Here is a 12,640-nt window from a genome sequence, read left to right as displayed (position 1 = left end):
GCATCGCGACAACCAGAACAAGACCGGGAGCACCCGCAGTGAATCAATCCCCACCCGTGACATGGCGAACGCATTACGCGCTCTTCGTGCTCGCCAGCATCTATGTGTTCAATTACATCGATCGACAGTTGATGGCGATCCTGATCGAGCCGGTGAAGCTCGAATTCGGTATCTCCGACACGGGCATCGGCCTGCTTTCCGGCGTGACCTTCGCGGTGTTCTACACCGTGTTCGGATTCCCGCTGGGACGCCTTTCGGATCGCATCGGGCGCAAGCCAGTGATTGCCTTCAGCTGCATCGCCTGGAGCCTGATGACCATGCTCTGCGGCATGGCCGGCAATTTCCTGAGCCTGGTGCTGACGCGGATCGGCGTGGCCGTCGGTGAAGCCGGCGGCACGGCACCGTCGGTGGCCATGGTTTCGGATTTGTACCCGCCGAATCGCCGCTCCACCGCGCTGTCGGTGCTAATGCTCGGTTCCAGCCTGGGGGCAATCGTGGGACTCGGGCTGGGGGGCTGGATCGCCCAGCACCACGGGTGGCGCTACGCGTTCTTGCTGATCGGTGCACCCGGGATTTTCCTCGGTTTGCTGCTATTGCTGACCGTGCGTTCACCCCAGCGCGTGACGCCATTGGGCGTTGTCCCGGCGCAACAGGACAACTGGGTCAAGACCCTGGCTGAACTGTTTCGCATGCCATCCTTCCTGTGTCTGGTGCTTGCCGGCGGCGCGGCAGCTATTGCCGGTTACGCCATCGGCACCTGGAGCCCGAGCTTCCTGATCCGCTCCCATGGCCTCAATCTGCAACAGGCCGGATTTCTGGTGGGGGTTGTCGGCGGTACGGGGGCGACCGTCGGCACCCTGACGTGCGGCATACTCACCGACCGCATGGCCCGACGCGATGCCGGCTGGCAAATCGGCGTGCCCTTGCTGGGCACGCTGATCAGCATTCCCTTCGCCCTGGCCTATTTCCTCTGGCCGCAAGGCACGGCGTTCATCATCGGCGGTATCGCGATACCGCAAGCCTTCCTGTTCTACAGCGTCTTCGGCTTCTTTGGCGTCTGGTGGGCAACTCCCTGCCTGAGCGCTATCACTCACCTGTTCCCCGCCACGCGCCTGGCCCAGGCCACGTCGATTTTCCTGATGTCCATGACCTTGCTGGGTGTCGGTATCGGGCCATTGCTGGTGGGCATGCTGAGCGATTTTTACGTGAAAGGAATGGGCGCTGAATCCCTGCGCTATGCCCTCGCCTCGTCGGTGTCGATGCTGGCATTGGCCAGCGTGTTTCTGGCGCTGGCACTGCCGCGTTATCGCCAGCAGATCAAGAACCCCGCCGTGCTGCCAGCACCGGTCCGAACCGTCACGGCCTGAGCCCCCTCCCCGCGACATCTCGCCGCTGAATCCCTGTCGGGTTCCAGCGGCTTTTTTTTGAGGATTGCCATGAGCACCAGCGCGATACAGATCTGCAACCTGCTCTACCGCTACGCCGAGTGTATGGACAGCGGACAACTGGTCGAGGCCGCCGAGCTGTTCCGTCATGCCCGCATCAAGGTCCACAGTCAGCATTTCATTGATCACACGGCCCTGCTGCGCCTCTGGCAGCAGCGAATCAAGCTCTACCCCTGCGGCACGCCGCGCACCCGACACGTCATCAGCAACCCCATCATCGACATTGACGAGGCGTCGGGAACGGCGACGATACGCGCCTGTTACACGGTGCTGCAGGCAACTGAAGACCTGCCTTTGCAGCCCATCGCCGCCGGGCGTTATCTGGATGAATTCGAACGTGTCGATGGGGCATGGCGGTTCAGCTTTCGTGATTATTCGAAACTGGACATGCTGGGGGACTTGAAGGCGCATCTGGTGGTGTAGGTAACGGGCCAGCGCCTGCAGGTTTTCCTCACGGCGCAAGGCGCGGTCAAGAAAGTCATCTGCCAGGCTGCGATGCGGTGCACTCACCACCGATGAGACAGTCGTAAAAAAGCCCCGCCGGAAACCGGCAGGGCTTGGTCAACGGACACTACCGAAATGATTACCGCCCGATAGCCCGCGCCGCGTCTGCGGTGTACTGGTCAGGGGTGAATTTGCCTTCGTTGAGGATTGGCCCCTTCTTCGACTCGTTGGTCATGCCATAACCGGTGTACTGGCCGGAGTTAAGATCCATGAAGAACTGCGAACCAGCCTGCCAGCCGCTCATGTCCGGGTGGTAGAAGTAGTTGATCATGGCGTGTTTCCACAGCTGCCCGCGGGCGTCGTAGTTGTCGGCCATCACCGCGTTCCAGGTGTCTTCGTCGATGAACAGCACGCGCTTGCCATAGACATGGCGAAAGCCTTCCTTCAAGTCCGCTTCCAGCACCCACACACGGCGCAATTCATAGCGCATGAAATCAGGATTGGGGTGGTTGGGTGTCAGGATGTCGGCGTACTTGACGGTTCCAGTGTTCGCCTTGAACGCGTTGGCCGGGCTGTAGATCTCGCGCTTGCCGATCAGTTTCCAGGTATAGCGCTCCGGTGAACCGTTGAACAAACGGTCTTCGTCGACGGTCATGGTGCCGTTGGTGCCGATCATTGGCTGATCGTAACCGTAGCCCGGCAATTGCCGTACGCGCCGGGTTGATGGGCTGTAGGACCAGGCCTGACGCGCATCGGTGCCGTAGTTGTAGGGTTCATGGGCAATGCTGAGGGTGCCGTTGTCTCGGGCCGGTTTGAGGGTCATGTTGTTACTCATGGCCGATAGCTTTTCTTCGGTCCGCGAGTCGGCGGTCGGCGAGTTCGCCAACGACAGGTTACGCGCGTACGCACGTCCCCAGCCGATGCTGCCGTTGGGCAGGACCGAGGCCAGATCCGTGGTTTTTTCCTCGGTGTAGGCACGTGCCGGTAGTTGGTGGTTCCACAACACTTCGGTGCCGTTCTTCGGGATCGGGAACGGTACCTGGCCAATCCCGGTGAAACCGGCGCCATCATTGACCAGTTTGGCGTGTAGCGCGTTGTCCATCACGCGGCGACAGACGTAATCGGGGTAGCGGAAATCCCGGTGGCCCGGGTAAATGTTCATTTTGTAGGTGGTCGGATACTTCTTGAGCAGCGCCTTCTGCCCTTCGGTCAGGTGCGACTCGTACTGACTCATGTTCTGCGCAGTGATCACCAGGATCGGCTTCTCGGCTGCGTAAGGATCAACGGGTTGGTCACCGGAGTACTTCACGTGATTCCAGCCCGGCACTTCACCCAGATACTTGCCGGTATAAGGCGGAATGGTGCCTTCGGCGTTACCCGCTTGCACGGCGCCGACGCACGTCAGATCCTTGCCCAGCCTGGCGGCTTCCTCAGGTGATACCTCGGCGTACGCATAACCCGTCAACCCGCTATTGGCTGTGAATGCGACCGCGAGCATGAGACCTGTTCTTGTTATTTTCATGTGTTGCCTCCTACGCTGATAAGGCTCTGTGGATGACCCATTGTTCGTGTTCTGCCGGCCCCAACATCGTCCGGAAAGACTAAGAAGGCGTCAGGCACCCAAACTTTCTTGCAGTTGCGCCTTGAGCACCTTGCCAGTGGCATTGCGGGGCAAGGGTTGGAGTACCCGGTACACCTGCGCCGGCACTTTGTAGGCGGCCAGACGCTTGGCGATGAAGGCGCAGACTTGCGCCTCCCCAGGCAACGTCGATGCCTGGCCATGCACAGCCAGCCCGACCGTTTCGCCCAGCAGCGGGTCGGCAATGGCGAACGCCGCCGCTTCCAGCACGCCAGGCATATCAAGGACGCAGGTTTCGATCTCGGCGGCGGAAATCTTCTCGCCTCCGCGGTTGATCAGTTCCTTGACCCTGCCGGTGATGTGGAGAAATCCCTCATCGTCGAGATAGCCGATATCGCCGGTGTCGAGCCAACCGTTGCGCAGGCTTTGCGCGGTGACCTCGGGCAGGTTCCAGTAGGCGCTCATCAGTGTTGGCGAACGCAGCCAGATCACGCCGCGGGTGTCCACCGACTGCGCCTGGTCGGGGCTGTCACCGATGCGGATATCAACGATCGGTAGCGCCCATCCCGCCGATGCCGGCTTGTAGACAAACGGATCGCCACCAATCGCCGCGCCGATCCCGTTGCTTTCGGTCAGGCCATAGCCGGCACCGCCAATGACATCGGGCTTGATCCTGAGCATGTCGTCGAGCACGCTGGCCGATGACGCACCGCCGCCCAGGCCCAGGCCAAACAGGCTGGCGGTTTGCTCGCTGCCGAAACGCGGCGAGGCGAGCAATTGCTGCATCATCATCGGTGCGCCATTGAACTGGGTGCAGCGCTCGTCGCGAATCAGGTCGATGGCGCGTTCGACATCCCACTTGTACATCAGCATCAAGCGTCGACCCGCGCGCAGTGCCGACAAGAACTGCGCATGCAAGCCACTGACATGGAAAAGCGGGACCGCCGCCAGGGTCGTGGGGGCAAAACCGCTGTTGATCACCACGCCGACTCGCTCGGGCGAACTCATGGCGCAGAACGCACCCTGGAATTCCAGCGCGGCCAGCGCCTGGCAGATCGCCCGGTGACTGGACACCGCGCCCTTGGCACGACTGGTAGTGCCCGAGGTGTAGAGGATCAGCGCTGGCGCATCAGGGTCGACTTCCCGGGCTGGCAACGCGACAGCCGGTTCGCTGATCAGGTCTTCATAACGCAGGCAGTATTCAGGCAAAACGCCCTGCGCACCGACGACAATGGTCGCCCGCTGCTCATGCGCCAGGTCTTCGCGCAAGGTGTCCAGGCGCGCTTCGTCGCCTATCAGCACGCGCGCGCCGCTGTCCTGCAACGCGTATTGCAGCTCATCGCGCAGCCCCCAACTGTTGAGCGGCACACATACACCGCCACAGCGCAGGATCGCGGCGAAGGCCACCAGCCAGGCCGGCTGGTTACGCATGGCAATCGCCACCCGCTCGCCCGGTTGCAGGCCGAATCGAGCGACGATTTGCCCGGCCAGGCGATCAACCTGATCGTAATACTGATTGAAGGTCAGGCGTTGCGACTGCCAGACAAGAAACTCACGGTCGCCGTGGACCCGACCCGCGTCGATCACTTGCAACAGGTCGCACGCAGCGTGACGAAAATAGCGTGGTGCGCCATCTTCCGGCGTCACCACTTCAAAGGGCGAACCGGGGGCGATCAATTGGCGCCACGCGGTTTGCCAGCGTTCAATGCTCATTTTTATTTTCTCCAGAACGGGCGGAAGACCCGTGGGTGTGCGGTGAATCTCCAAATTGGGTACGACGCCTTTGCAGGGGGGAGGCTTGCCCGCGAAAGCGGTGTATCGGGTACACCGCGTCATCCCGTTCGCCGGCAAGCCTGGCGCCTACGCAAGGGCGGCGTAGCGTTCGCAATGAAAATCCCGATCGCCCAGGCAGCTCTGTGCAACGCGGACGCGCTTGAGGTACAGGCCGACATCCAGTTCGTCGGTGACGCCAATGCCACCGTGCATTTGCACCGCTTCGTTGGCGACCTTGACTGCCGTATCGCCCGCTTTCCATTTCGCCAGGCTGACCAGTCGTGCGCGCGCGCCGACATCGAGGCTGGCGTCATCCAGGGTCGCGAGCGCAGCCATCAGGGCGCTGCGGCTAAGCGCCAGGTCGACATACATTTTCGCGGCGCGATGCTGCAGGACCTGGAAAGTGCCGATCGCCGTGTCGAACTGCACGCGGGTCTTGAGGTACTCCAGGGTGGTTTCGAACAATTGCTCGGCCATCCCCAGGAGTTCTGCGGCCAGGCAGGCGCGGCCCCGGTCCAGCGCGGTTTCCAGCGCAGTCCAGCCTTCGTCCAGCGTACCCAGCAGCGCATCGCTCCCCAGTTGCACACCCTCCAGTTGCAGGCGTGCGCAATTGCGTGAATCGATCAGCGACAAGGCACTCACCGTCAGGCCCGGCGTATTGGCGGGCACCAGGAACAGGCTGATGCCACGGGTGTCGCCCGGTTGTCCGGACGTACGCGCCGCCACCACATAGGCATCGACGCCCAGGCCGTCGACCACCCAGTACTTGTCGCCGTGCAAGCGATAGCCCTGCCCTTCGGCCTTCGCCTCAAGAACAATGTGACTCGGCTCATGGCGCGAGCGTTCGTCCACGGCAAGGGCCAGGCGCCGATCGCCACCGATCACCGCTTGCAACCATTGCGCCTGCTGCGTTGAATTGCCCGCCAGGTGCAGCAATGAGCCGCCAAGCACCACGCTGGAAAGCAAAGGCGTGGCGGACAGGTTGCGGCCCATGGATTCGAAAATCGGCCCCAGGCCCTTACAGCCGAAATCCAGACCGCCGAAGTCTTCCGGAAATGGAATCGCACTCCAGCCCAGCTCGACGGCATCGCGCCATAGCTGCGCGTCGAAACCCGCTTGCACGGCCTCATCGCGCAGTCGACGCTGGACACTGACCGGGCTGCGGGCGGCAAGAAAGTCCCGCGCGCTGTCGGCCAGCAAACGCTGTTCATCGCTATAACGCAGGCTCATGACTGAGCTCCTTTCACGGCAGGCTTCTTGGCTTCAGGCAAGCCAAGCACGCGCTTGGCGATGACGTTGAGCTGGATTTCCGAGGCGCCCCCCGAAATGGTCAACGCGTAGCTGTTGAGCCAGGCTCGGGTGATAGCCAGTTGCTGCTCGCTAAACGCCGGGCATTGCCAACCGAAGGCATGCCCTGCCATGGCATCGAGCAAGACCTCGAACTTGTCGCGCTCCTGCTCGGTGTGCACCAGCTTCATGATCGACATCAGGCCGCCGATGTCATCGCCGGCCCGCGCCTCTTCGCCCATGCGCTGCACGGTCAGGTTATAGGCCTGCTCGTTCATCGCGCAGGCCGTGGCCCGCGCCTGCAGCGCATATTCGCTTTGGCTTTGCGGTGCCGGTACGTATTCGCGCATCAGGGCCAGCAGGTCGAAATGCGATGGCAAGCTGAACTCGCCGAACTTCGACATCGCCTTGCGTTCGTGCTGCAACAGGTATTTGGCCAGGTTCCAGCCGCCGTTCAATGGCCCGATCAACTGGCTCTTGGGCACCTTCACGCCATCGAAGAACACTTGGCAGAACGCCGATTTGCCGCTGATCAAATCAATCGGCTGTGGCTTGACACCGGGGCTGCGCATGTCGAGCACGATCAGGCTGATGCCCTCGTGTTTCGGCGCACTGAAGTCCGTGCGCACCAGCGCATACATCCAGTCGGACTTGTCGCCGTAGGACGTCCAGATCTTGCTGCCGTCCACCACGAAATGGTCGCCGGCATCGCGGGCGGCCATTTTCAGGCTGGCCAGGTCGGAACCGGCGTTCGGTTCGGAGAAGCCCTGGCACCAGCGCACTTCGCCCCGGGCGATCGGCGGCAGCAAGTCGCGTTTCTGCTCTTCGCTGCCAAACGCCAGCAACACCGGCCCGAGCATCCAGATGCCCAGGTTGATCTGCGGTGGCCGGCATTTGATCCGGCGCATTTCACTTTCCAGCACCGCCAGCTCTTCGTCGCTCAGGCCCGCGCCACCGTATTCCACCGGCCACTCGGGACAGAACCAGCGCTTGTCGCGCATGCGTTCGAACCACAGGCGCGCGTCTTCGCAGGGAAACTGCGGGTTCTGGCTACCCCACACCACATCGCCTTCAGCCATGCCCGTGCGCATCGACAGCGGACAGTTAGCCTCCAGCCAGGCACGGGTGTCGTGCCGGAATTGCTCGATAGTGCTCATGAGAGTCCCCTTCGCCCCGCCCCGTGGCGGGGCGAGTACGGTTTTTTTTGTTGTTGATGGACGAGCGTCAGCGTTGGGTGCGTGGCATTGCGAGACCAAACTGGGCGATCAGTTCGCGCTGGATTTCATTGGTGCCACCGCCGAACGTCAGGGTCACCGAACTGCGCAATTCGTACTCCAGCTCGCCCTGCAACAGGGTCGCTGCCGAGCCGCTGCGCATCGAGCCATTCGCACCGAGGATCGACGCCAGCTTGCGCAGGATCTCGATCGCCGACTCCGAGCCGAACACCTTAGTGGTCGAGCTCAGGGCCACGTCCATACGGTCGTGCTCCAGGTCGGCGGCAATGCGCATGTTGATCAGGCGCATCGCCTCAAGGCGCGCATAGCACTCGGCCAGAGAGCTGCGCACCCAGGCCTTGTCCATGGCACGACGGCCCTGCTCGTCGCGCGCTCGCGCCCACAGGTAGACCCGGCGAAACAGCGCCACGACCTTGTCTGACCAGGTGCCCAAGCCAAGGCGCTCATGGTTTAACTGCGAGGTAATCAGCTTCCAGCCACCGTTCAACTCGCCGACCAGCATCTCGTTGGGCACCCGCACGTTGTCGTAGTAGGTGGCCGTGGTCGGAATACTGGTGGTCGGAATCAGGGTGTGGGAGAAACCCGGTGTCAAGGTGTCGACGATCAACAGCGAAATGCCTTTGTGCCGCAACTGAGTCGGATCGGTGCGGGCCGCCAGCCAGACGAAATCGGCTGATTCGGCACCCGAGGTCCAAAGCTTGTTGCCGTTGACCAGGAAGCCTTCATCGTCCTGGCGCGCGGTGGTTTTCAGCACGGCCAGATCGCTGCCGGCGTCGGGCTCGGAATAACCGATGGCGAACATGATTTCGCCCCCGGCAATGCCCGGCAGGAAGCGTTCTTTCTGCAGCTCGCTGCCATGGGTCATCAAGGCCGGGCCGACGGTGCTGATGGTCACGAACGGCAGCGGTGCCCCGGCGATGTTGGCTTCTTCGAAGAAAATCAACTGCTCGGTGGCCGCGTAGCCCTGGCCGCCATGGGCCTTGGGCCAGCCGACCGCGAGCCAGCCGTCGCGCCCCATCTGGCGGATGGTCTGGCGAAACAGCTCGCCGCCTTCCTTGCCGCGCAACTGATCGCGCATGTCCGGGGTCATCAGGGCCTGGAAATAGTCCCGCACCTTGTGGCGCAGGGCATGTTGTTCGGGAGTGAGGTCGACGAACATAGCTGCTCCTTAGGCTGAGCCGAGAATCAGGCCACTGGTAGGTACGCCGGTACCGGCGGTGACCAGCACGTTTTGCACATCCGCCACCTGGTTGACCGCCGTGCCACGCACCTGGCGCACCGCTTCGGCAATGCCGTTCATGCCGTGAATGTAGGCTTCGCCGAGTTGCCCGCCGTGGGTATTGATCGGCAGCTTGCCGCCACGGGCATGGTGCCCGGCGCGAATGAACTCCTTGGCTTCACCGCGTTTTACGAAACCGAACTCTTCGAGCTGCGGCATCACGAACGGGGTGAAGTGGTCGTAGATCACGGCGGTCTGGAACGCCTCCGGACCGAGTCCCGACTGGCGATACAGTTCGCGAGCGACCACGCCCATCTCCGGCAGACCGGTGATGTCGTCGCGGTAGAACGAGGTCATGCTTTGCTGACCGTGACTGATGCCCTGGGAACCCGCCTTGATGGTCACCGGCTTCTGTCTCAAGTCACGGGCGCGCTCGGCCGAGGTGATGACCATCGCCACCGCGCCATCGGATTCCTGGCAGCAATCGAGCAAGTGCAAGGGTTCGCAGATCCAGCGCGAAGCCTGGTGTTCTTCCAGGGTGATCGGCTTGCCATGGAAAAACGCCTGGGGGTTGGTCGCGGCAAAATCCCGCGCCGCCACCGCGATCCGCCCGAAGTCCTCGGAGGTCGCGCCATAGGTGTGCATGTAGCGCTGGGCGAACATGCCAACCCAGGCCGCCGGCGTGTGGAAACCGTGGGGCATGTACCAGCCGTAATTGACGTTATCGAAGGTCGGCGTAGAGGCGAAACCGTAGCTGCCGGTGCCGAAGCGATACCAGGAACGCTCGTTCATGGCGCGATAGACCACTACAACTTTCGCCATCCCGGTCGCCACTGCCATGGCCGCGTGCATCACCGGTCCGCAAGCCGCACCGCCGCCATGAGGCACCTGTGAGAAAAACTTCACGTCCTTGCAACCGAGCAAACGGGCAACTTCATACTCCGGGACCTTGTCGACGGAATAGGAACTGAACCCCTCGACCTCGCTCGGGTCGATGCCGGCATCCTTGAGCGCGCTCAAGGTGGCTTCCATGGCCAGGCGCAATTCGGTGCGTCCGGAGTTCTTGGAAAATTCGGTTGCGCCAAGACCAACGATCGCGGCGCGCCCGGAAATCGATGAATCAGTCATCTGTGTCTCTCCGGCTGTCAGGGCAGGACCACTGCGACCGTACCGGTCACGTGGTTGCCCATGGAATTTTTGCCGCCGAGGGTGATTTCCACCGTGCGGGTATCGGCGTCGAGGCGCGTGACGCTGCCGCTGAAGGTCATGCAATCACCGGGATAGTTCGGTGCGCCAAGCTTGATTTTCAGCGAGGTGAAGACTGCCTGCGGGCCCGTCCACTGCTCGATAAACCGCTGCACCAAACCGTTGGTTGTCAGGATGTTCATGAACACATGGGGCGACCCCAGGGTTCGGGCGGCGTCCGCGTCATGGTGGCCGGGAAAGTAATCGCGGGTGGCAATCGCGCCGCCGTTGATCAGGGTCACCGTGATTGGCACCGCCAGTTCCGGCAGTGCTTCGCCGGGGCGCACGTCTTCAAAGCGCTTGGTGTTCTTCGAGGTCATATTTCCATCCCAGCTTGTCGTTATCGTTGAGCCAGTCGCCCAGGCGTTCCAGGCTTGCCGCCGAACCACCGAGGGCAAGGCACAGGCCACGGCTCCAATAGAGAAAACGGTGGATCGGGTACGTCAGGTCGACGCCAATCCCGCCATGTACATGCTGCGTGACGTGGCCGATCCGGTGCCCCGCTTCACAGGCCATCCAGGCGGTGGCCAAGGCTTCGGAAGGTGCTGGCAGGCCGGCATCGATGCGGTAGGCCAGTTGCCACAACACCGTGCGCAATGCTTCGACGGCAATGTGGGTGTCGGCCATGCTCATCTGTACCGCCTGGAAGCTGCCGATGACGCGCTCAAACTGTCGGCGCTCGCTGATATAGGCCACGGTGCGGCGGACCTGCTCTTGGCTCACGCCCAATTGCAAGGCGGCCAGCGCCGCCACGCTGCGCAACTCCAGCCAGTCGACGGCCTCGGCCGGCAGCAGCGCCCCGGCCTCCACGGTCAAGCCCTGGATATGCAGGTCTGCCACGGCTTCGCCGTGGGTCAACACGGCTGAAAGCTTCTGAATCTGTGGCGCGGACAGGTCCAGCAACAACAAGCGCGGTTCGCCCTTGGCCTGAACCACGACCAACGCAGCGTGGGCCTGGTCGCCCAGGGACAGCGCCGCGACCCGGCCGTTGATCGACCAGCCGTCGGCACACGCAGTGGCTTGCAGCTCGATCCCCAAGGCGCTGTTCAAACCGTCAATCGACAGGCTCAACAATGCCTCGCCCGACGCGGCCTTCGCGATCCATTGCGCACTGCCCGAAGCGGCGAAACGGGCCAGGGTCGCGGCCGCCAGCTGATGGCGCCACAACGGTACCTGGGCAAGGGCCTTGCCCTGGGCCTGCAACACCAGCATCAGTTCGGTCATGCCCAGGCCGCTGCCGCCGTGCTCTTCGGGAATGGCCAGCGCTTGCAGCCCGGTTTCGATACACAGCTTCCACAGCGGCGCCATCATCGGCTCGCCGCTGACGTCCCACTGGCGCATGTAGTCGTCATGGCAATGGTCGACAAACAGGCTGTCGGCCATCTGCGCGATGGCGCGCTGGTCTTCACTCAATTCGAAATCCATGGTGACTGGCTCCTAGGCGTCTACCGGCCGGAACAAAGGCAGGGTCTGCTGGTCGTCGAAGGTCTGGAATTCGACCTGCAACCGCTGGCCGATCTGTAGGTTTTCGCGTTCGATACCGACCAGGCCGGCGATCAGGCGCACGCCCTCCTCCAGCTCGATCAACCCGATGGGATTGGGGTAATCGAACGGCGGAACTTCGGGGTAGTGCATGACCACGAACGAATACAAAGTGGCGCGGCCGCTGGCTTGCAGCGTGTCCCAGTCGAAACTGTGGCACTCGATGCACACCGGTGCTGGTGGATGACGCAGCGTCTGGCACGCGGTGCAGCGCTGGATCAACAACTGGCCCTTCTCGCAGCCTTCCCAGAAAAACCGCGTGTCATCGCTAATGCCCGGCAGCGGGCGCTTGGGCCTGGCTGGCGCGGCATCCAGTCTGGCGGGCGCCTGGGCATTGGCAGGACGGAACTTGAAGACGCGGAACAACAGTTCGCCCACCGGCTCATCGCCGCCCGCTTTTTCAGCGAAATGACTCATGACCAGGGTGACGAAAAAACCGGTGCCCAGGGCCGTGGTTTTTTCATCGCTGACCGAGTCCAGGCGAGTGGTGTAGTACAGCTTCTCGCCCATGCGCACCGGTCGGCTGAAGGTCAGTTCGGAGTTGACCGCCACGGTCGACATGTAGCCGTGGGCCTCCATGATCTTGAGCACCTCGTAGGGGTTCTCGTCGGTCGAGCCAGGCGGATAATTGTTGGCGTGCAAACCTTCCATGGTCCACACCTGCAACATGGCCGGCGGGGCGATCAGCCCTTCATGCCGGGTGCCCAGGGCAAACGCCGGGTCGGTGTAGACGGGGTTGTCCACGCCCATGATCTCGCACCATTGGCGGACCATCGGCGCGTTGACTTCATCCCAGGCATACACGCGGCCGTATTGGCGCCCTACCAGGGCGCGCGCATCGGATAGCAATTGTGGATCAGCCAAAGTCGTC

Annotated in this window: 11 protein-coding genes; 2 read left to right on the top strand and 9 right to left on the bottom strand. The window is 62.5% G+C overall.

The features are described from left to right. The first annotated feature begins 38 nt into the window (after positions 1–38). Together GQ39_RS09135 and GQ39_RS09130 are read left to right on the top strand one after the other, a co-directional pair. Complete coding sequence (locus tag GQ39_RS09135) at positions 39–1,367, top strand: spinster family MFS transporter (RefSeq protein WP_047529048.1); 1,329 nt, start codon at positions 39–41, stop codon at positions 1,365–1,367. Positions 1,368–1,436: 69 nt separating this feature from the next. Then, positions 1,437–1,868 carry a nuclear transport factor 2 family protein gene (locus GQ39_RS09130; protein WP_047529047.1) on the top strand — a complete coding sequence of 144 codons (432 nt, stop codon included), beginning with the start codon at positions 1,437–1,439 and terminating at the stop codon, positions 1,866–1,868. A gap of 160 nt (positions 1,869–2,028) precedes the next feature. Here the strand turns inward: GQ39_RS09130 and GQ39_RS09125 are convergent, their stop codons facing one another. The 9 genes from GQ39_RS09125 to GQ39_RS09085 all read right to left on the bottom strand — a co-directional run bounded on the left by GQ39_RS09125 (position 2,029) and on the right by GQ39_RS09085 (position 12,633). Next, entirely contained in the window at positions 2,029–3,411 is a 1,383-nt protein-coding gene (locus GQ39_RS09125) for a DUF1329 domain-containing protein (RefSeq protein ID WP_047529044.1), read from the bottom strand. 90 nt (positions 3,412–3,501) lie between these two features. Continuing rightward, positions 3,502–5,181 carry a class I adenylate-forming enzyme family protein gene (locus tag GQ39_RS09120; RefSeq protein WP_047529042.1) on the bottom strand — a complete coding sequence of 560 codons (1,680 nt, stop codon included), beginning with the start codon at positions 5,179–5,181 and terminating at the stop codon, positions 3,502–3,504. Positions 5,182–5,328: 147 nt separating this feature from the next. Continuing rightward, entirely contained in the window at positions 5,329–6,471 is a 1,143-nt protein-coding gene (locus GQ39_RS09115; RefSeq protein ID WP_047529040.1) for an acyl-CoA dehydrogenase family protein, read from the bottom strand. After that, complete coding sequence (locus GQ39_RS09110; RefSeq protein ID WP_047529039.1) at positions 6,468–7,685, bottom strand: acyl-CoA dehydrogenase family protein; 1,218 nt, start codon at positions 7,683–7,685, stop codon at positions 6,468–6,470. The genes GQ39_RS09115 and GQ39_RS09110 overlap by 4 nt, the downstream gene beginning before the upstream one ends. 67 nt (positions 7,686–7,752) lie before the next feature. After that, a complete protein-coding gene (locus tag GQ39_RS09105) occupies positions 7,753–8,922 on the bottom strand; it encodes an acyl-CoA dehydrogenase family protein (RefSeq protein WP_047529037.1) in 1,170 nt (389 codons plus the stop codon). Positions 8,923–8,931: 9 nt separating this feature from the next. Next, positions 8,932–10,110, bottom strand: coding sequence for a lipid-transfer protein (locus GQ39_RS09100; protein ID WP_047529034.1), 1,179 nt, complete (start codon positions 10,108–10,110; stop codon positions 8,932–8,934). Positions 10,111–10,127: 17 nt separating this feature from the next. Further along, entirely contained in the window at positions 10,128–10,547 is a 420-nt protein-coding gene (locus GQ39_RS09095) for a MaoC family dehydratase (RefSeq protein ID WP_047529032.1), read from the bottom strand. Further along, complete coding sequence (locus GQ39_RS09090) at positions 10,519–11,652, bottom strand: acyl-CoA dehydrogenase family protein (RefSeq protein WP_047529031.1); 1,134 nt, start codon at positions 11,650–11,652, stop codon at positions 10,519–10,521. The genes GQ39_RS09095 and GQ39_RS09090 overlap by 29 nt, the downstream gene beginning before the upstream one ends. 12 nt (positions 11,653–11,664) lie before the next feature. After that, the gene (locus GQ39_RS09085) at positions 11,665–12,633 is read right to left on the bottom strand and encodes a bifunctional MaoC family dehydratase N-terminal/OB-fold nucleic acid binding domain-containing protein (protein ID WP_047529029.1); all 969 of its coding nucleotides are present in this window, start codon (positions 12,631–12,633) and stop codon (positions 11,665–11,667) included. Positions 12,634–12,640: the final 7 nt, after the last annotated feature.

Origin of the sequence: Pseudomonas sp. 11/12A (assembly GCF_000800055.1) — a bacterium.
GTDB lineage: Bacteria > Pseudomonadota > Gammaproteobacteria > Pseudomonadales > Pseudomonadaceae > Aquipseudomonas > Aquipseudomonas mohnii.
The sequence above is the reverse complement of the archived record's forward strand: the minus strand, read 5'-3'. Positions and strand labels throughout refer to the sequence as shown.